Source organism: Antrihabitans auranticaus, from assembly GCF_016481275.1.
Lineage (GTDB): Bacteria > Actinomycetota > Actinomycetes > Mycobacteriales > Mycobacteriaceae > Antrihabitans.
In genome coordinates this window covers 616,958-635,238 of the sequence record NZ_JAEMNW010000001.1, presented here as the reverse complement: position 1 = coordinate 635,238, position 18,281 = coordinate 616,958, and the positions used below count along the sequence as shown (strand labels likewise).

Sequence of the window (18,281 nt, the reverse complement as noted above, 5' to 3'; positions counted from 1 at the left end):
TAGTCGACCTACCGAATGTTGGAGGTCCCGCGTGTCCTATCTCGTCGAGTTTCCTGCGCGACAGGTGCAGGCGCTCGGCGACCACGTCACCCGCCGGGTCGACGGGTTACTGCACTACGGCGGGTTGACACCGTCGTTGACCGAACTTCTCGACGTCCGCGTACACCGCTACTCGTCGCGCGAAGCGGTTGTCGAACTCGGCGGACCGAGGCTGACGTATCGCGAGTTGTGGGGGACAGCGGCGCGCGTCGCGGGTGGCTTGCTGAACCGGGGGATCGGTTTCGGCGACCGGGTCGCAATCAGCTACCCGAACAGCGCGCAGTGGGTTCAGGCGTTCCTGGGTGCGTTGCTCAGTGGCGCAGTTCCGGTCCCCGTCAACTATGGCTTCAGCAGTGCAGACAAGCGGCATGTACTTGCAGACAGCGAGGTCGACTTCGTGCTCGACGACGAATTGCCGGATGGCACGGCATTCATCGACGACGGCGCGTGTCTGACCGAACTCGCGGTCCTCTGCTACACCCGCGGCCGAACCGGCCTGCCGAAGGGTGTGGAGCTGAGCAACGAGAACGTCCTGTCTGCGATCGAGTCCGTCATCGCCGCAGAAGGCTTGACCGGCGACGGCTTGCGAAACCTCGTCATGCTCCCGCTTTCGTCTGCCAACGGCTGTATCGATCAACTTCTTCCGACGTTGGCGGTCGGCGGAACGCTCGTCATTGCACCGGACCGCGACCCGGACCGACTGCGCAGCGCCGTGCGAAACGAGCGGATCGACGCGGTCAGTGCGACTCCCGTCGAGTACGGGCAGGCCCTGGCGGGTGATGCGTTCGGCGTCGCCGGCGAGGTCCGCCGAATCTGTTGTGCTGGTGGCAGCCTCGCGCCCGACCAGGTAAGAGGGCTGCGAACCGCCTTCCCGGCGGCGAAACAGTGGAGCCTGTGGGGTGCGACGGAAACCAGTGGCGTCGGCCTCACGATGTCCGACGACGACGCGTCCGCTCATCCCGGCAGCGTCGGAATTGCCTTCGGGGGAATGGAACTCGCGTTGTTCGGTCCGCGCGCAGCAGACGGCGTCGGCGAATTATTGTGTCGCGGACCGAACGTGATGCGTGGATACTGGCGAAATCCCGCGGCGACGGCTGAGAAATTCACCGGAAACTGGTTCCACACAGGCGAAATCGCTCAGATCGACGGAGACGGTTACGTCAGGATCGTCGAGTCCGGGTCAGTCGAGCAAGCGCGTGCGGAGTCGGTCGAGCGTGTCTGAATCGATTCCGAGCTTGTCGAGATAGTTGTCGAAACCGCCGTACGTCTCGTCGACGACTCGCCACGCGGTGCGGTAGTACGACTCGTCTACGCCCAGGATCTTGTTCGAAAGTTGCAGTGCTGCACCATATTTAGCGGAAAGCATAGCGCGCAGCGGCTCGACGCCGTCATTGCTGCGCAGATAGTCGGACAGGACGTCGTCATCCTCGATTCCTGCCGCACGCAACAGAGCAGCCGTCAACCAGCCCGCGCGATCTTTGCCTGCTGCACAGTGGATCAGCACCGCGCCGGTACCGTCGGCAACGGTCTGGATGAGATTCACCAGTGCGGTGTGCGCGCCCTGCAGCGTCGGAAACTCTGCATATGCTTTCTCGAGCTCTGCCTGCGCGACCTCAGTGGGGATCGAGCCGGACTCCTCGTGCGGCGCTCGTTCGTCTCGGCGCAACTCGTGGACCGGCTCGGCGTGCAGACGCACGCCCTCGGGTAGCGCGTCGGCGCCCGCAACCTCGGCCTCTTTTGTGCCGCGGAGATCGAAAACGTCCGTGATGCCGAGTTCGACGAGCGTGCGCTGGCCGTCGGCGTCGAGTCCGCTCAACTGCGACGACCGAAAAACGATTCCAGGACGAAGGGTCTTGCCGTCGGCGGACCGGAGGCCGCTCACTTCGCGGAAGTTCCAGGCGCCGGAGAGGTGGTACTGGTCGGTGGGCACGCTCTCGACAATAGGTGCTCCGCGCCCGTGCGCGGTTAGCGAGTGCAGGGACTCTCCCACCGCGCACAGGGGCCGGCCCTCAGTCGATCGCCACCCTGCATGCGGGCCAGCCCGAAGCACCGTCGGGAACGACGTCGCGCTCCTCTGCGGTCTGCACTTCACCTGTGCCGTCGGTCGCGCGGGCGCGCAGTGTGTGATTGCCCGGTTGGGCGTCCCACTCGAACACCCATTGGCGCCAGGTGTCGATCGAAACGTCGTCGGCAAGTCTCGCCTTCTGCCAGGGTCCGTCGTCGACCTGAACCTCGACTGCGCTGATGCCGCGATGTTGTGCCCACGCGACCCCGGCGACGGCGACCAGCCCGCTCGGTTTGCGGGACGACTTCGTGGGCGTGTCGATTCGGCACGCGGTCTTGATCGGTCCGCGAGCCGACCAACCGACTTTCGTCCAGTAGGCCTCCGCGCGGTCGAACCTCGTCACTTCCAGCGACCGGACCCATTTGGTGGCGGACACGTACCCGTAGAGCCCTGGGACGACGAGTCGGGCGGGGAAGCCGTTCTGGATCGGCAGCGGTTCGCCGTTCATGCCGATCGCGAGCATCGCGTCGCGGCCGTCGAGCAACACTTCGAGCGGCGAGCCTGCCGTCCAGCCGTCCTCGCTCGTCGACAGCACCATGTCTGCGCCGGGCTGAACTCCGGCCTCTTCGAGGAGGTCCTTGAGCGGGTAGCCGAGCCATTTTGCGTTGCCGATCAGCGAACCGCCGACCGGATTGGAGACACAACAGAGGGTGATGTACTTTTCGACCGGCTTACGCGCGGAGAGATCTGCCCAGCTCAGGGTGATTTCCTGGTCGACCAGCCCGTGAATGCGGAGCGACCAGTCGTCCGTCGACACCTGCGGCTTAACAAGCGCGGTGTCGATCAGATAGAACTCGGAGTTGTCGGTGATGTAGCTGGCAAGTCCGGGCACTTTCAGGTCAGCGCCGGCAGGTGCGGGTGTGACCGGCGTCGGGGGAGTGGGCAGCCGCACAGCGGCGCGATTGTCGGATACGTCGCGGGCGAATGCGCCCCACACGCGTCCGGCGATTCCGAGAATCGCCGCACCGACCCCTACCCCGAGTGCCACGCCCAGGAAGATCCGCCGATCGGTCGTTCTCGCCTCGTCGGCCCAGCCGTCGAGGGCCCGCAGTTGCCAGCGCAGCAACGCGATTCCGATCGGGACCGCAATGAGCGCAGGCAGCGCGTAGGTCCACCGCGCGTTCGAGTTGTCCAGTGCGGCGAGTGCGCTCGCGATGCCGAAGACGACGAAAAGTCCGGAACCCCATGGGCGCCGCCGTCGCTCGACGATGCCTGCGACAGCAGCGACGATGACGCTGACGGCGATCATCGTGATGAACAGCATCAACTTGTCGGCGGTACCGAAACGCTCGATCGCCCACCGCTCGAACTCGAGTGGTGTGTTCTTCACAACGACATCGCCGACTGCGACCAACGGTGCGCTGTGTGCGCTGATCGGCGCTGCGACGATTTCGGCGACGCCGAGAATCGCTCCGGCGGACACGATTCCAGCGAGCGCGCGAAAACCCGTTGCGGACATCAGCCCACGTTAGCTCGCGATCTGCCCACGTCTGCTGACGTTCCTGTGACATCCACTCAGGAACGGAGTTCTACCATCGAGTGATGCTGCATCGACTTCCGGCGAACGAGCGCCGGGCGCAACTCGTCGAGTCGGCCATCAGTGTCGCCGAGGAAGGCGGGATCGGCGCTGTCACCGTTCGAGCGGTTGCCGAGAATGCCGGCGTATCCCTCGGTGTCGTGCACTACTGCTTCGAGAACAAGGATGCGTTGCTCGCCGCGATGGCCGAGGCAATAGTCCTGCAGATCAGCGAATCGATGCACCAGGCGTTCGCCGAAGCGGCGCAGGCGGGCGACATCGACGGCGTCCGCGGTCTGCGGATGCTCGTGCACAGTGGACTCAGTGCAATGTGGCCGATGACGGAGAAGGCCCCGAAGCGGCAAATGCTTGCCTACGAACTGACGTCGTATTCGCTTCGTGAGGAACGGGAGCCGTCGGTCGGCGCGGAGCAGTATCGGATCATGGATCAGGAAGCGATCCTTTTCTTGGACGAGTGTGCCAAACGGACGCACACGGTGTGGTTGGAGCCGCTGCCGGCGATCGCGCGGTTCAGCCTCGCACTACTGAACGGACTGACTTTGCGCTGGTTGGTGGACCACAGCAGCGAAGCGTTGATCGCGCAGATCGACGACCTCGCCGGGATCGTCGCGTCGAAGGCGATCGATGCGCCGCGCACCTGACCCGCGGGCAGTCGTGGACCGGTTGGCCGCGGCTACAGCGGACCTCGACGCTCCGTTTGCCGCCCTCGACCTGACGACCCTGCGTGCCAACGCCCGAGACCTCGTGCGGCGTGCCGACGGCGTGCCGATTCGAGTTGCGAGCAAGTCCGTCCGGTGCCGCGCGGTGCTGGAAGAAGTGCTCGGAACCGACCTGTCGGGCCAGTCCGGTTTTCGCGGGATCATGTCGTTCTCGCTGCCCGAATCGATGTGGCTCGCTCGCGAAGGTGCGCGCGACATCCTGCTGGGGTACCCGACTCTGCACAGGTCGGCGCTCGCCGAGTACGGCCAGGATGACGAACTACTCGAGCGAATCGTCTTGATGATCGACGACGTCGGACAGCTCGACCTCATACGCGACGCCATCGGCACCGACCTCGTCACGCCGCGGATCTGCCTCGACGTCGACGCGTCGTTGCGGGTAGGTCCGTTGCACCTCGGCGCGCGGCGGTCGCCGGTCCACACTCCCGAACAAGCCGCGAGCTTGGCTCGGGCCGCCACTGAGCGTGGTTTCGCCGTCGTCGGCGTCATGACGTACGAAGCTCAGATCGCGGGCCTGCCGGATTCGAGCCTGGCCGTTCGGTTGATGAAGCGGGCTTCCGCGAGCGACATCGGGAAGCGACGCGGGTTGGTTGTCGATGCGGTCCGCGCGGAGGTCGGCGAGCTCGAGATAGTCAACAGCGGTGGCAGCGGTTCGATCGAGGTCAGCATCGCGGACAGCGGTGTCACGGAGGTGACGGCAGGTTCGGGGCTGTACGTTCCCGGCCTGTTCGACGATTACCGATCTTTCGTCCCGCAGCCGTCGATGTACTTCGCAACCGTCGCACTCCGCAAGCCCGCGCCGAAGATCGCGACAGTCTTCGCGGGCGGATACATCGCGTCAGGCCCGGCCGGTGCGTCGCGGCTTCCGAAGCCGACATGGCCGGTCGGGCTGAAGCTGCTCGGTGGTGAGGGCGCGGGCGAGGTGCAGACGCCGGTGGCCGGGGCCGCGGCGGAAAAGATCGCTGTCGGTGATCGCGTCTGGTTCCGGCACGCGAAAGCCGGCGAGCTGTGCGAGCGGTTCAACGAGGTGCACATCGTGGACAGCGACGGAACTCGGCGGTCGGTGCCGACGTATCGCGGTGAAGGAAAGTGCTTCGGCTGATGCCCTTCTTCGATGGTGTGAGTGGCCGCGTCCACTACAGGACCTGGGCGGTGGAAACGCCGGCGGCCGTTCTCGTCTTTCTGCACGGTAGCCGTCAGCACACCGGCGATTACCACCGTTTTGCCCGGGCATCGAACGCCCGCGGGATCGAAGTGTGGGCACTCGACCACGTCGGACATGGACTGAGCGAAGGTGAACCCGACCAGCTTGCCCCGTTGTCGGACCTCGCCGAAAATGCCTGGCAACTGGTCGAACTCGCACGTAAGGACAGGTCGGTCGTGTTGATGGGACACTCGCTCGGTTCAGCGACCGCCCTTGTCGCGTTGCAGTCGAGAACGGCGGGAATCGCTGCCGCCGTCCTGTGCGGGACGCCGAAAAGTGTCGTCACACTGCGAGCGCCGGTCATTCCGACGCTCCTCGTACACGGCGTCGACGACAGGCTCGCACCGATCGATCCGATCCGCGAGTGGGTGGACCGGCAGACCGGGGTGGAGCTGCGCGAATACGTCGACGCGGGCCACGACCTTCTGCACGAACCGGTGCACAGCGTCGTGACCGCGGATGTTGCCGAGTTCGTTCTGGGCCGGAGCGTCAGGTCAGGACACGCCGACCCGGCGTAGTACGGCCGCGTGCAGCGGTCCGTTGGTCGCGACCGCGCTACCGCTGTGCGGCCCCGGTGAGCCGTCGAGTCCGGTGAATTTGCCCCCGGCTTCGCGGACGAGCACGTCGAGTGGTGCGAGGTCCCACAACGACACCTCGGGCTCCGCCGCGATCTCGGCCGCGCCCTCGGCAACAAGGCAGTACGAGAAGAAGTCGCCGTAGCCGCGGACACGCCAGACCTCGTCGGTCAATCCGACGAACTGCTCACGGAGTCCACGTTCGCGCCAGCCCGACAGACTCGCGAACGAGAGACTTGCGGCGTCGAGCGATTCGATCGCCGACACGGAAATCTTGCGCGCGGGCTGGTCGGCGAATTGCGTCCAGGCACCGGCACCTTCGGCGGCCCACCACCGCCGGACCAGCGCGGGCGCACTCACGACGCCGACCACGGGAACGCCGTCGACCAGCAGCGCTATCAGCGACGCCCAGATCGGCACGCCACGAACGAAGTTCTTGGTGCCGTCGATGGGGTCGATCACCCACTGCCGACCGCTGAACCCGGCTGTGCCACCGAATTCTTCCCCGAGGACGGCGTCGCCGGGACGCTCCTGCGCGAGTGTGGCGCGGGCCGATCGCTCGACCGCGAGGTCTGCGTCGGAGACCGGCGTCAGGTCGGGCTTGTCATCGATGTGCAGGTCGATCGCACCGAAACGCGAGCGCGTGATGGCATCGGCGTCGTCTGCGATTCGCAGCGCGAGAGCAAGGTCGTCTGAGAGGTCGGCCACGGTGGACACGTTAGCCCTGCACAATTGAAGCCATGGCGCAGGCCGTTGCGTTCGACGTTCTCTCGGACACCCAGGCAGACATGGTGGACCTCGATACCGCCCTGTCGGCGCTCGCCGAATTCGGCACGGCGGACGCACTTTTCGTCAACGGCGATCTCACGGCCAACGGTCGGGTTCGGCAGTACCGGGAGCTCTTCGCGCATTTGGCGGCGGCACCGCATCCGCCGGCGTTGTTCACCATCGGTAATCACGACTTCTACAACCACCGCACCAACCGTGTCTCCATCGACCGATTTCTGCAGTTCACCGGGATGCCGGGCCTCTATTCGGCGCACCGGATCGGCGATGTCAAGGTCCTGCGGCTGGGCACGCTCGACGGCAGCGAGAAATCCGGTCACTACGTGGTCCTGGGCGCCGATCAGTTGGCGTGGCTGGCCGCGGAACTCGACACGAACGTCTCCGCACCGGTCGTCGTGTTGAGTCACCATCCGCTGCCGCATACCGTGTCCGGAACGTACGACGACCCGGTCACTCAGGCGCCGAAGATGTATTCGCGCGATTACGCGGAGGCGGACCAGCTTCTGACGCTGCTGGAGGCGCATCCGGAAGTGCTGTTCCTGAGCGGGCACAGCCACTGGAACTTGTCGCGCGCCGACTGGTTCACACGGGCGAGAGGCTTTGCCGCCGCCAATACCGGCGCAGTCCAGACCGGTTTTGGTCCGGACGGACGCGGCGGCGAGCGGCCGCACGACGGACCGTTCAATCAAGGACTGCGCATCGTGGTCGAGGGCGCGGCGGTCCGTGTTCATGCGTTGGACTTCGTGACGCGGGCCGTGGTCCACACCGTCGAGTTCTCGGCCGACAAGACTGGCGCGAGCGAGGTCGACGGCGTGACCTGGGTCGAGGCGCTGACGCACAGAGGCGCAGCCCCCAAAATCAGTCGATCTTGACCTCGTTGAGCAGGCCGGTGGCGACGTCGAAAACGAAGCCGCGCAGGGACTCGTGCTTGGTGACGAACGGGCTCTGCTCGATCCGGCGCAATGACTGGCGCACGTCGTCGTCGAGGTCGGGGAACGCCTCGGCCGACCACGCCGGCTTGAGGCCCGTCTCCTCCTGGATGCCGCGCTTGAAGTCGTCGTCGGTGAACGTCAGCATTCCGCAATCCGTGTGGTGGATGAGAATGATTTCCTTCGTGCCGAGCAGACGCTGGCTGATCGCGAGCGAGCGGATTTCATCGTCGGTAACGACGCCGCCGGCGTTGCGAATCACGTGCGCTTCGCCTTCGCTCAGGCCGAGGATGCGGTACACGTCGAGGCGTGCGTCCATGCAGGCGACAACTGCGACGTGCTTGCTCGGCGGCAACGGCAATGGTCCGCTGAACTGCGCGGCGTAATCGGCGTTGTTCGCCAAGTACTCATCGGTGACTGTCACAGGGTTCTCCTCATATTCGGAATTACGCATATGAATCCTGTAGACGTAGCGCTGCGAACACGACCCATCGGCGCAGCATGAATAGAAGGGTGGACCCCTCGCTGGTTACGGTCGGTCTCCTGCCACGGGTAACCTAGAAAATCGTGCATCCTGACGTTGCGGACGATCTCGCCAAGCTCGACACCAGCATGAAGACCATCGAGTCGGTTATCGACGTCGAGGAGCTGCGGCGTCGGATCGATGAGCTCGAGCACCAGGCTGCCGATCCCGAGCTGTGGAACGACCAGGAGCACGCGCAACAGGTCACCAGCCAGCTGTCCTACGCGCAGGGGGAACTGCGCCGAGTCGACGAGCTTCGCCAGCGACTCGAAGATCTGCCGGTCCTCTATGAACTCGCCGAAGGCGAAGACGGTGACGCTGCAGTCGCCGCGACCGCCGATGCTGACGCTGAGCGCGCGAAACTGCATGAAGACATCGAGTCGATGGAAATCCGCACCTTCCTCTCCGGGGAATACGACAAACGTGACGCACTCGTCAACATCCGGAGCGGCGCGGGCGGTATCGACGCGGCGGACTGGGCCGAGATGTTGATGCGTATGTACATCCGCTGGGCCGAGAAGCACGGTTACGGCGTCGAGGTCTACGACACCTCCTACGCGGAAGAGGCCGGAATCAAGAGCGCGACGTTCGCGGTCAAGGCCCCCTACTCGTACGGCACGCTGTCGGTCGAGCAGGGCACCCACCGACTCGTCCGAATCAGTCCGTTCGACAACCAGGGCCGTCGTCAGACGTCGTTTGCCGAGGTCGAGGTACTGCCCGTCGTCGAGACGACGGACCACATCGACATCCCCGAAGGCGAGATCCGGGTCGACGTGTACCGCTCGTCGGGTCCGGGTGGACAGAGCGTCAACACCACCGACTCGGCGGTCCGCCTCACACACATCCCGACCGGAATCGTCGTCACCTGCCAGAACGAGAAGTCGCAGCTGCAAAACAAGGTTTCCGCGATGCGGGTGCTGCAGGCCAAGCTGCTCGAACGCAAGCGCAAGGAAGAGCGAGCCGAGATGGACGCGCTCAAGGGCGACGGCGGTAGTTCGTGGGGCAACCAGATGCGCAGCTACGTCCTGCACCCGTACCAGATGGTCAAGGATCTGCGTACCAACTACGAGGTCAACAACCCGACCGCTGTGCTCGACGGCGACCTCGACAAATTCATCGAGTCCGGCATTCGGTGGCGCATGAGCGAGCAGGCCTGACGTATGCCGACATTGGGAATAGCGCCGACGACGGACCTCAGCGATTGGGTACGGTCGAGCGGGCTCGAGATCGTCCTTTTCGTGCTGGGCGCCGTGATCTTCGGGCGGTTGGTTGCGTGGTTGCGCGATCGGGTGCTCGAGCAGATCGATCAGAGTTTTCAGCACAGCGACGCCCTCGTCCGTTCGGAGGCCGAGAAGCACCGCCACGCGCTCGCGCAGGTGTTGACATGGGTCGTCCTGACGATTGCCTACATCCTCATCGGCATGGAAGTCCTGCAACGGCTGGGCTTTTCGCTGAGCGGTCTCGTCGCTCCGGCGGCGGTCCTCGGTGCGGCGCTGGGCTTCGGTGCGCAGCGGATCGTCCAAGACATTCTCGCCGGCTTCTTCATCATCACCGAGCGGCAGTACGGCTTCGGTGACGTCGTCGAGATCGCGGTGAATGCGGGCGGCGAAGCGAGCGGAACGATCGAAGACGTGACTCTGCGCGTCACAAAGATGCGGTCGACCGACGGCGAGGTCGTCATCGTGCCGAACGGGCAGATCGTGAAAGTTACCAACCTGTCGAAGGATTGGGCACGGGCCGTTGTCGACGTCCCGATTCCGTCCACTGCCGACATCAACCATGTCAACGAGATTCTGCGTGACGTCGGTGCGAAGGCATACAAAGAGAAGCGGCTACAGGCGTTGTTGCTCGACGAGCCGAGCGTGATGGGAATCGAAAGCTTCGAGATGGATCAGGTCAATATCCGCATGGTCGCACGCACGTTGCCGGGCAAGCAGTTTCAGGTCGGCCGGGAGTTGCGGATACGAGTCGCCGCGGCCCTGCGCCGCGAAGGCTTCGGTACCGCGGCGGCAGGCATGTCGTCGGAAATGCTCAGACCTGACGACACTTTGGGGGATCGCGCGTGAAGGCCACCAAGCCGCGCCGTTCCACGCTGATCCTTATCGGAGTCTGGGTTCTGCTGATGGCGCTCTACGTCCTCGTGCGCCCGACGCCGGTGCAGCCCCAAGAGTTCATTCCGATGATTCAAGCGCCAACGTCGACGTCGTCGGAACCCGTGCCCGCTGCACCCACGACCGTCGTGCAGACAACGGTTGCGCCGACCACTACTGCTGTCCAGCAGTCGACGACTCCGGCGCCGCCGAGCTGACAGGCTGCGGCTTCACCTGAGCTGGGACAGGAGTGGCTGACGCTACACTGGCTCCCCGTGATCAGCGTCCAGAATGTGTCCAAGTCCTACAAGGCGTCCGGACGTCCGGCGTTGGACAAGGTGAGCATCGAAGTCGACAAGGGCGAGTTCGTTTTCATCATCGGCGCGTCGGGTTCGGGGAAGTCGACGCTCATCAGACTTCTCATCAAAGAAGAGTCGCTGACGTCGGGTGACATCAAGGTCGCCGACTTCCATGTGAACAAGCTGTCGGCGCGCCGAGTGCCGAAGCTGCGGCAACGAATCGGCTGTGTTTTCCAGGACTTTCGGCTGCTGCAGCAGAAGACGGTCGAGCAGAATGTGGCCTTCGCATTAGAGGTGATCGGCAAGCCGCGCTCGTTCATCGAGCGCACCGTGCCGGAGGTGCTCGAGCTGGTCGGGTTGGCAGGCAAGGCGGATCGGTTGCCGACCGAGCTGTCCGGCGGCGAGCAGCAGCGCGTCGCGATCGCGCGCGCGTTCGTGAATCGGCCACTGGTTCTGCTCGCGGACGAGCCCACCGGAAACCTGGATCCGGACACCAGCCAGGACATCATGTTGCTGCTCGAGCGCATCAACCGAACCGGCACGACAGTGCTCATGGCAACGCACGACAACCACATTGTCGACGCGATGCGCAGGCGGGTCGTCGAACTCGATCTGGGCAAGGTCGTCCGAGACGAAGCACGAGGCGTCTACGGCGTCGGTCGATAACGACCTTCCTTTCCGCACACCTGTGAGTTCGACACATTAAGGACAGCGAACCGATATGCGCTTCAGTTTCATCTTCAGCGAGGTTCTGCAAGGCCTGCGCCGCAACATCACGATGACCCTGGCGATGATCCTTACGACTGCGATCTCGCTGGCGATGTTCGGTGGTGGCCTGCTCGCGGTGCAGATGGCCAACAACACGAAGGCGATCTTCCTGGACCGCGTCGAGGTGCAGATCTTCCTGACCGATGAGCAGACGGAAGCCGATCCGAATTGCGAGCAGCCGATCTGCATGTCGCTGCGCGACGACCTGGAGCACAACACACCGGGTGTGGAGGCGGTGGACTATCTCACCAAGGCGCAGGCACGTGAGTACCTCCAGAAGACCCAGCCCGAATTGGCGGACCTCGCGAGTGAAGCGATTCCGCTGCCGGCGTCGTTCAAGGTCAAGATGGAAGACCCGAATCGCTACGGCGTCATCTTCGAGAAGTTCGAAGGTCGCGAAGGCGTCGGCAACATCCTGAACCAGAAGGAACTCGTCGACCGCCTGGTCAACGTCTTCAACGGTCTGCGCAACGCAGCCTTCGCGATCGCGCTCGTCCAGGCGCTTGCCGCGATTCTGTTGATCGCGAACATGGTGCAGATCGCGGCATTCACCCGCCGTGCGGAGGTCGGGATCATGCGACTCGTCGGCGCAACGCGGTGGTACACGCAACTGCCGTTCCTCGTGGAGGCCGTCGTTGCCGCGATGCTCGGATTCATCCTGGCGATCGCCGGACTGCTCATAGCGAAACCGCTGGTCATCGATGGTGCGCTCGGTGATCTTTACAAGAGCAACGTTTTCGCGCAGGTGACCGGTTGGGACGTCGTGCTGATCTCGCCGTTCCTCGCGGTCGGCGGCGTCGGTTTCGCGGCTCTGACGGCCTACATCACCCTGCGCCTGTACGTGCGGGAATAATTCGATTGCTGTAGCACCTATTGTTATTGCTGTTGATGACGATCGATCGAGTCTGCGCGGAAAGGGGCCTGGACATGAAAGAGAAGGGCCGCAAGGCGATAGCGACCAACCGCAAGGCTCGGCACAATTATTCGATCATCGATGTGTACGAGGCCGGCATCGCGCTGGTCGGTACCGAGGTGAAGAGCCTGCGCGAGGGCAAGGCTTCGCTTGTCGACGCGTTCGCGACTGTCGACGACGGCGAAGTGTGGCTGCGCGGGCTTCACATCGCGGAGTTCACGCACGGTTCGTGGACCAACCACGCGCCCCGCCGCACCCGGAAGCTGTTGCTCCACAAGCGGGAAATCGAGCATCTCGTCGGTAAGACGCGCGAGGGAAACCAAACGCTCGTACCACTCTCGTTGTACTTCGCCGACGGCAAAGTCAAGGTCGAACTCGCGCTTGCGCGAGGCAAGCAGGACTACGACAAGCGGCAGGATCTTGCCAAGCGCGACGCTGAGCGCGAAGTGACCCGGGAACTCGGTCGCAGGATCAAGGGCATGCGCTGACGGCAATTGCGCTCGCGCTGGTTGCCGCGGTCGGCTACGGCGTCAGCGATTTCATCGGCGGCGTCGCGTCCAGGCGGGTCGCTGCGCTCCGCATTGTGATCGTGTCCTATCCGCTGTCGGTGCTCATTGTTCTGCTCGTGGCGCCCTTCTTCGGCGGATCGCTGACTGCTCCGGCGGTGTGGTGGGCGCTCGCGTCGGGCATTGCCGCAGGTCTGGCGGTCTGGTGGTTCTACCTGGCATTGGCGTCGGGTCCGATGGCCGTCGTTTCACCGCTGACGGCTGTGCTCGTGGCGGGAATTCCAGTCGTCGTCGGGATCGGGATCGGCGAACGACCGGGTGCCCTGGCGTTCGTCGGAATCGCTCTCGCGCTGGTTGCGGTCGTGCTCGTCAGCCGGGAATCGCCGGATTCGACGACCGAAGAGATCACCGGCGGTCGCGAACTGCGGTTCACTGCGACCGTTGCGTGGTTGACCGTCGGCTCCGGCGTCGCGTTCGCCGTCTCGTTCATTTTCCTGCACAGGATCCCCGAAGGCGGCGGCCTGTGGCCGATCGTCGTCTCGCGCGTGGCCGCGACCCTCGTCGTCTGGTTGGTCGCAGTGGCTGCCCGGTTGTTTTCTCCGCCACGCGGCGAACCGCTGCGGCTTGCGGTCTACGTCAGCTTCCTCGACGTCATCAGTTCGAGCGCGATGCTGTTCGCGTTTCAGAGCGGATTGTTGTCCTTGGTCAGCGTGATCGGTTCGCTGTATCCGGCCGCGACTGTGCTGCTGGCGATGGTGATGCTGGGGGAGCGGGTCGGCCGGTTGCAGCAGGTCGGCATGGTGCTTGCCCTGGGGGCCGTCGCCCTTATCGCTGTGTGAGCGATTCGAGTAGGCGTGCCGCGGCATGCAGCCTGGCCTCTTCGAGTTCGGGCCGGGGATAGGTGTACCGAAAAATCGATTCACCGTCGAACATGTGGATGAGCGATGTCGCGACAAGCTGCGTGAGCTCATCCGAAACGCCAGGCTCGACGGTTTCGCGTGCCGCGTTTTCCACGTCGTCGAGCAACGCGCGCGCGACCGGGCTCAACCGTTCCCGCAGCTCCGGCTCGGTCCGTGCGGCGACGAGCAACTCGAACCAGACCACGTTCGTCTCGTGCCGGGTTGCCGACCTCGCCTCGCGGACGAGGTCGAGTGGACTCAAGTGGCCCGTGGTCGCGCGCAATGTCCTGAAGTTCGTCATGTGCCGGCGGCCGACCTCCTCGGCGGCGGCGACGACCAACTCCAGCCGGGACTCGAAATGCCGGAACAACCCACCTTTGGACACGCCCGCCCTGGTGCTGATTTCGCCGACCGACGCCCGGTGGTAGCCGACCTCCTCGATCGCTTCGATCGTGGCTTCGACGAGCTTGGCCATTGTTGCGCTCTTCCGCTCGGCCTGCGTCCGGCGGGGAGCCTGCGTCACTTCGCGCCGGCCCGGAGGAACTGTCCGGTGCGGCGAATTCCCAGTTCAGGGGTCGGTTGGCCGTCCGCAACGACGAGTTGGCCGGCGACGAATACGGCGGTGACGGCGGCGTCGTTGCGATTCACCATGCGCGGCAGATTGTCGAACGCCGGGATGGGGCTTTCGGCGTAGTCGTCGAGGGTGCCGTCGAGGTGTGCGGGATCGACGATGACGACGTCCGCGCGGTCACCTTCGCGGAGGTGCCCCGCGTCGATGTCGTACCACTCGGCGAGTTCGCCGGTCAGTCTGTGCACGGCGTGCTCGAGCGTCATGAATTCGAGTCCGGCTCGCTGCGCATCGCGGACCCGCCGCAGGAAGCGGAGCCCGAAGTTGTAGAACGCCATGTTCCGCAGGTGTGCACCCGCGTCCGAGAAGCCGATCTGCACGCCGGCATCGGCGCCCAACTTGGCCAGAAATTCCGGGCGATGGTTCGAAATCGTTGTCCGCCAGCGGAGTTTCGTCCCGTAGGCGACGACCAGGTCGAGGAACGCGTCCACCGGATGCAGGCCGTTTTCCACACCGACCTGACCGAAGGTTTTGCCGACGACCGAATCGTCCGGGCAGTCGACGATCTCGGCGTCGAAGAAATCGCGATGCCACACCCGCATGCCGAACTTCGCGTCGTACTGCTTGCGGAACTTGCGGCGGTAGTTCTCGTCCTGCATCAGGGCGTTTCGCTCGACCTGGTCGGCGAGGTGCAGAGCGGCCGCACCCGCGCCGAATTCCTCGAAGATGACGAGGTCGATGCCGTCGGCATACACCTCGAACGGAACGGGCAGATGCTGCCAGCGGAAAGTCACCGCCGAGCTTGTTCAGTGTGCGGGCGATCGGTCCCATGATGTAGACGAGGAACGGGTTGGCCTTGATATCGGCAGCCGACAGCAGGCTGGTTTTGAGTCGTTTGCGTCCGATTCCGAGGGTGGACAGCGTCATTGCGGCGATGCTTCGCGGCGACGTGATGTCCGGACCGGCTTGCAGCACCCGGCGGCGCCGACGCAGAACGGCGTTCAGTCGTCGTCGCTCCCGTGCTTTCGCGTAGGTCGACGGCAGGGTCCGCGAGCGGCAGGTGTCGCCGTCGAGCTTGTCGAAAAGCAACTGTTGTGCGGACATTCCGACGAAGCCGGCGTCGAGCGCCTCTTCGAGTGCGGCTTCCATCGAGTCGAGCTCGGTCTTTGTCGGACGGGCATCTTTTCGCGTCGCGCGGTCGAGGCCGAGTTGCGCGCTGCGGATGTCGGAGTGCCCGATGAACGCGGCGATGTTGGGGCCGAGGGGGAGGTCCTCGAGCGCGGTGACGTACTCGCTCGCCGTGGACCAGGTCTTTCGCGCTTCGATCGCGTCGATCACGTGCCGACGCGGAATGGCCTCCACACGGCCGAAGATGTCGCCCGCCACTGTGGCGTCGACGTGCACGGTCGACAGCGAACAGGACCCGAGGAAGATGGTCGTGACGCCATGGCGAACCGATTCCGACAGCGCCGGGCCTTCGAGCACTTCGATGTCGTAATGCGTGTGAATGTCGACCATTCCCGGCAACACCCATTTGCCCGCTGCGTCGATGATCTGCGGGCAGTCCGTCTCGTCGAGCGGTTCCGCGGAGACGGTGGCGACCCGACCATCGCGAATGCCGAGGTTGCGGTCAGCCGACGGGGCGCCGGTGCCGTCGAACCAGCGGCCGTTCTTGATGATCGTGTCGAAGCTCATGCACACATAGAAACCTTTTGGTCGCTAAGTTGTCAAGAGGTGCGGCTTACCGCCGTAATTGGGATGAACCTGGTGCCGGGGCGCGTTAGACTAGATAGCCCGGCAAAGTGCTGGGGCGTACGGGGCTGAACGGTTTCGACTGCGTACGTTGATTCAGGGGAAGCGTGTCGGTGCAGGCAAGAGACCACCGTAAGCGTCATTGCAACCAATTAAGCGCCGATTCCAATCAGCGCGACTACGCTCTCGCTGCCTAAAAGCACCTAGGGCGTGTCTGTCAGTTCGGGCTCTCCCTCGGCCCGGGTCCTGGCATCAGCTAGAGGGATTTACCAATCGACTCGGTCGCGGAGTCGTGCGGGACATCAAACAGCGACTGGGATCGTCATCCTGGCTTGTTCGCGAGACTGGGAGATCCAAGTAGAGACTTAGCGAACTGCACACGGAGAAGCCCTGGAAATGCGGCGGAGGACCCGGGTTCGATTCCCGGCAGCTCCACTGAGAAGTGGCCCTACTCGAAGATTCGAGTGGGGCCACTTTCGTGTTCCGGGTGACAGGATCGATGTCGTGCCGATTACGACGAAGTCCGTCTCCCATGTCCGCCTGACGGTCACCGATATCGACCGGTCGAAAGCGTTCTACGACACCGTCTTCGGATGGCCGGTTGCACTGGAGGTGCCGGCCGACGCCGACGACGCCACGCGTGAGCGACTCGGCTTCCTGTTCGGTGGCGTGCTGTATCAGGTCGGGCAGGGGTTGCTCGGTCTGCGTCCAGTAGCGACGGACAGCTTCGACGAGAATCGCGTCGGTCTCGACCACCTGGCGTTCGCGGTTGCCGACCGGTCCGAACTCGAATCCGCCGTCACCTTGCTCGATTCCGCCGGAATTGCCCACGCGGGCATCAAGGACATCGGCGCGATGTACATTCTCGAGTTCCGGGATCCGGACAACATTGCGCTCGAGCTGTCTGCGCCTAAGTAGCCGTATCCGGCGACGTAGGTAACCCTCAGCGACCTATGCTTTCCAGCATGGAATGGACGGCTCGGCAACGAGGCGCTCGCTCGTGAACTGCCTGGACGAACATGACGCGTAGAGCGCTTCTCGCCTGGTGGAGGTCCGACTTCGACTACACGTGGTTGCCGGACTTCTTCGACCGCCGGTCGTTGAGCTCGGCTCTTCGGCAGGTGGTCGCATTGACGTGCGCCGTTGCGGGAGTCTGCGGCGTTCTCATCCTGTCGAGCGACCAGCGGCCGGCGTCTGTGGCCGCTGTCTGGGGCGGAGTAATTCTTGTAGCGAGCGCGTTCTACGCCGGAATTCGTTGGTGGACGGTGCGCTGGCCGACCGAGCGGCGCTCGCTGATCTTTCTCTGCTGGGCCGATTGCACCCTTGCCGCAGTGGTGCTGTTCGGTGTTCGTGATCCGTCCGCGGCCTTGGCCGCCTGTGGGTTGTTCATGATTCCCGGCCTCTATGCCACGCTGCTGCACAGTCCGCGAATCATTGTGGGGCACATCGGGTTCGCGGTGGCAGTGGGCGCCGTCGCGGGCATTCGCATCGCCCTCGCGACAGATGACCTACTCTTCCTGGCGGGCCAGGCGTTGGTCGTCGGAGGCGTGGTCCTGCTTCCGCCGGCCGCGATGCAGACCGGGCTGCAACTCTTGAAGCGGGACGCCCAGACGTCCTACCGCGACCCGCTGACCGACCTGCTCAACCGGCGCGGGCTCGCCGAAGGGGTCGACAAGCTGGTCGCGGCGTCGGCCCAGACCGATCTGCTGCTCGTCGCGATCGTCATAGACCTCGACGGCTTCAAAGCCCTGAACGACGAACACGGCCACGATGCGGGTGACATCGCCCTGCGCAGCATCGCCGAACGCTTGTCGCACGCGGTGCCGCCCGACGGACTGCTCGGGCGGCTGGGCGGTGACGAGTTCGCCGCCGTCGTCATCGCAACGCGGAACGACGTCGACGCCCTCGCGGAGAAGGTGCACGCCGCAGTCCACTCGGTGCGCGACAAGTTGCCGCTCTCGGCGAGCACCGGCGTGTGGACGTCGGAGTTGACCAGCATCGGTGCAGCGGTCCGCGGCGAACTGTTCCACGAAATGATGAAGCGCGCCGACTTCGCAATGTACGAAGCCAAGCGCGCCGGTGGCGGACGGATTGTCCGCCAGCCCTGAC

The 18,281-nt window shown here is 64.4% G+C and carries 19 protein-coding genes, 1 other RNA gene and 1 pseudogene; 15 read left to right on the top strand and 6 right to left on the bottom strand.

The annotated features are described in order from the left end of the window. The first annotated feature begins 31 nt into the window (after window positions 1-31). Window positions 32-1,261 carry a class I adenylate-forming enzyme family protein gene (locus JGU72_RS02745; RefSeq protein WP_199682198.1) on the top strand — a complete coding sequence of 410 codons (1,230 nt, stop codon included), beginning with the start codon at window positions 32-34 and terminating at the stop codon, window positions 1,259-1,261. On the opposite strand, the gene JGU72_RS02740 is transcribed toward JGU72_RS02745, so the two are convergent. Together JGU72_RS02740 and JGU72_RS02735 are read right to left on the bottom strand one after the other, a co-directional pair. Beyond that, window positions 1,220-1,969, bottom strand: coding sequence for a tyrosine-protein phosphatase (locus tag JGU72_RS02740; protein WP_199682197.1), 750 nt, complete (start codon window positions 1,967-1,969; stop codon window positions 1,220-1,222). The genes JGU72_RS02745 and JGU72_RS02740 overlap by 42 nt on opposite strands. 79 nt (window positions 1,970-2,048) lie before the next feature. Further along, window positions 2,049-3,563, bottom strand: a complete 1,515-nt coding sequence (locus JGU72_RS02735) for a molybdopterin-dependent oxidoreductase (RefSeq protein WP_199682196.1) — start codon at window positions 3,561-3,563, stop codon at window positions 2,049-2,051. A gap of 83 nt (window positions 3,564-3,646) precedes the next feature. On the opposite strand from JGU72_RS02735, the gene JGU72_RS02730 reads away from it, so the two are divergent. The 3 genes from JGU72_RS02730 to JGU72_RS02720 are packed head-to-tail and all read left to right on the top strand — an operon-like array spanning window position 3,647 to window position 6,082. Beyond that, window positions 3,647-4,282, top strand: a complete 636-nt coding sequence (locus tag JGU72_RS02730; protein WP_199682195.1) for a TetR/AcrR family transcriptional regulator — start codon at window positions 3,647-3,649, stop codon at window positions 4,280-4,282. Then, a complete protein-coding gene (locus JGU72_RS02725; protein ID WP_199682194.1) occupies window positions 4,266-5,462 on the top strand; it encodes an amino acid deaminase/aldolase in 1,197 nt (398 codons plus the stop codon). Before JGU72_RS02730 ends, JGU72_RS02725 begins: the two co-directional genes overlap by 17 nt. After that, window positions 5,462-6,082, top strand: coding sequence for an alpha/beta hydrolase (locus tag JGU72_RS02720; RefSeq protein WP_199682193.1), 621 nt, complete (start codon window positions 5,462-5,464; stop codon window positions 6,080-6,082). Before JGU72_RS02725 ends, JGU72_RS02720 begins: the two co-directional genes overlap by 1 nt. On the opposite strand, the gene JGU72_RS02715 is transcribed toward JGU72_RS02720, so the two are convergent. Then, entirely contained in the window at window positions 6,059-6,847 is a 789-nt protein-coding gene (locus JGU72_RS02715; RefSeq protein WP_199682192.1) for an inositol monophosphatase family protein, read from the bottom strand. The two genes, JGU72_RS02720 and JGU72_RS02715, sit on opposite strands and share 24 nt — an antisense overlap. Window positions 6,848-6,879: 32 nt before the next feature. On the opposite strand from JGU72_RS02715, the gene JGU72_RS02710 reads away from it, so the two are divergent. Continuing rightward, window positions 6,880-7,797, top strand: a complete 918-nt coding sequence (locus tag JGU72_RS02710; RefSeq protein ID WP_199682191.1) for a metallophosphoesterase family protein — start codon at window positions 6,880-6,882, stop codon at window positions 7,795-7,797. Here JGU72_RS02710 and JGU72_RS02705 read toward each other — a convergent pair. Further along, a complete protein-coding gene (locus JGU72_RS02705) occupies window positions 7,784-8,278 on the bottom strand; it encodes a beta-class carbonic anhydrase (protein WP_199682190.1) in 495 nt (164 codons plus the stop codon). The two genes, JGU72_RS02710 and JGU72_RS02705, sit on opposite strands and share 14 nt — an antisense overlap. Window positions 8,279-8,421: 143 nt before the next feature. Here JGU72_RS02705 and prfB point away from each other — a divergent pair, with 143 nt between their 5' ends. The 7 genes from prfB (at window position 8,422) to JGU72_RS02670 (ending at window position 13,792) form a co-directional block, all read left to right on the top strand. Continuing rightward, window positions 8,422-9,534, top strand: coding sequence for a peptide chain release factor 2 (gene prfB, locus JGU72_RS02700; RefSeq protein ID WP_199682189.1), 1,113 nt, complete (start codon window positions 8,422-8,424; stop codon window positions 9,532-9,534). A 3-nt stretch (window positions 9,535-9,537) separates the two neighbouring features. Further along, window positions 9,538-10,443, top strand: a complete 906-nt coding sequence (locus JGU72_RS02695) for a mechanosensitive ion channel family protein (RefSeq protein ID WP_199682188.1) — start codon at window positions 9,538-9,540, stop codon at window positions 10,441-10,443. Next, window positions 10,440-10,685: a hypothetical protein gene (locus tag JGU72_RS02690; RefSeq protein WP_199682187.1), complete on the top strand. Its 246-nt coding sequence runs from the start codon at window positions 10,440-10,442 to the stop codon at window positions 10,683-10,685. The genes JGU72_RS02695 and JGU72_RS02690 overlap by 4 nt, the downstream gene beginning before the upstream one ends. Window positions 10,686-10,742: 57 nt before the next feature. Continuing rightward, on the top strand, window positions 10,743-11,432 hold the full coding sequence (gene ftsE / locus JGU72_RS02685) for a cell division ATP-binding protein FtsE (RefSeq protein WP_199682186.1): 690 nt from the start codon (window positions 10,743-10,745) through the stop codon (window positions 11,430-11,432). A gap of 55 nt (window positions 11,433-11,487) precedes the next feature. Continuing rightward, window positions 11,488-12,387, top strand: a complete 900-nt coding sequence (ftsX, locus tag JGU72_RS02680; protein WP_199682185.1) for a permease-like cell division protein FtsX — start codon at window positions 11,488-11,490, stop codon at window positions 12,385-12,387. Window positions 12,388-12,461: 74 nt separating this feature from the next. Further along, a complete protein-coding gene (smpB, locus tag JGU72_RS02675) occupies window positions 12,462-12,935 on the top strand; it encodes an SsrA-binding protein SmpB (protein WP_199683162.1) in 474 nt (157 codons plus the stop codon). Beyond that, entirely contained in the window at window positions 12,932-13,792 is an 861-nt protein-coding gene (locus JGU72_RS02670) for a DMT family transporter (RefSeq protein WP_199683161.1), read from the top strand. Before smpB ends, JGU72_RS02670 begins: the two co-directional genes overlap by 4 nt. On the opposite strand, the gene JGU72_RS02665 is transcribed toward JGU72_RS02670, so the two are convergent. Both JGU72_RS02665 and JGU72_RS02660 read right to left on the bottom strand, forming a co-directional pair. Then, complete coding sequence (locus JGU72_RS02665) at window positions 13,779-14,327, bottom strand: TetR/AcrR family transcriptional regulator (protein ID WP_199682184.1); 549 nt, start codon at window positions 14,325-14,327, stop codon at window positions 13,779-13,781. The two genes, JGU72_RS02670 and JGU72_RS02665, sit on opposite strands and share 14 nt — an antisense overlap. 44 nt (window positions 14,328-14,371) lie before the next feature. Beyond that, window positions 14,372-16,115 (bottom strand): annotated as a pseudogene (locus JGU72_RS02660) (N-acyl-D-amino-acid deacylase family protein). A gap of 121 nt (window positions 16,116-16,236) precedes the next feature. Here JGU72_RS02660 and ssrA point away from each other — a divergent pair. The 3 genes from ssrA to JGU72_RS02645 all read left to right on the top strand — a co-directional run bounded on the left by ssrA (window position 16,237) and on the right by JGU72_RS02645 (window position 18,280). Next, window positions 16,237-16,610: a transfer-messenger RNA gene (gene ssrA, locus JGU72_RS02655) on the top strand. Between the two features lie 66 nt (window positions 16,611-16,676). Further along, window positions 16,677-17,090, top strand: a complete 414-nt coding sequence (locus JGU72_RS02650) for a VOC family protein (protein WP_199682183.1) — start codon at window positions 16,677-16,679, stop codon at window positions 17,088-17,090. A 101-nt stretch (window positions 17,091-17,191) separates the two neighbouring features. Further along, window positions 17,192-18,280: a GGDEF domain-containing protein gene (locus JGU72_RS02645; protein WP_199682182.1), complete on the top strand. Its 1,089-nt coding sequence runs from the start codon at window positions 17,192-17,194 to the stop codon at window positions 18,278-18,280. Window position 18,281 lies beyond the last annotated feature (1 nt).

Bases quoted from the DNA above. Each gene is read 5' to 3' on its own strand.
- JGU72_RS02735 (WP_199682196.1), bottom strand. From the start codon at position 3,563: ATGTCCGCAACGGGTTTTCGCGCGCTCGCTGGAATCGTGTCCGCCGGA.
- JGU72_RS02730 (WP_199682195.1), top strand. From the start codon at position 3,647: ATGCTGCATCGACTTCCGGCGAACGAGCGCCGGGCGCAACTCGTCGAG.
- JGU72_RS02725 (WP_199682194.1), top strand. From the start codon at position 4,266: ATGCGCCGCGCACCTGACCCGCGGGCAGTCGTGGACCGGTTGGCCGCG.
- JGU72_RS02720 (WP_199682193.1), top strand. From the start codon at position 5,462: ATGCCCTTCTTCGATGGTGTGAGTGGCCGCGTCCACTACAGGACCTGG.
- JGU72_RS02710 (WP_199682191.1), top strand. From the start codon at position 6,880: ATGGCGCAGGCCGTTGCGTTCGACGTTCTCTCGGACACCCAGGCAGAC.
- JGU72_RS02695 (WP_199682188.1), top strand. From the start codon at position 9,538: ATGCCGACATTGGGAATAGCGCCGACGACGGACCTCAGCGATTGGGTA.
- ftsX (WP_199682185.1), top strand. From the start codon at position 11,488: ATGCGCTTCAGTTTCATCTTCAGCGAGGTTCTGCAAGGCCTGCGCCGC.
- smpB (WP_199683162.1), top strand. From the start codon at position 12,462: ATGAAAGAGAAGGGCCGCAAGGCGATAGCGACCAACCGCAAGGCTCGG.
- JGU72_RS02665 (WP_199682184.1), bottom strand. From the start codon at position 14,327: ATGGCCAAGCTCGTCGAAGCCACGATCGAAGCGATCGAGGAGGTCGGC.
- JGU72_RS02645 (WP_199682182.1), top strand. From the start codon at position 17,192: ATGACGCGTAGAGCGCTTCTCGCCTGGTGGAGGTCCGACTTCGACTAC.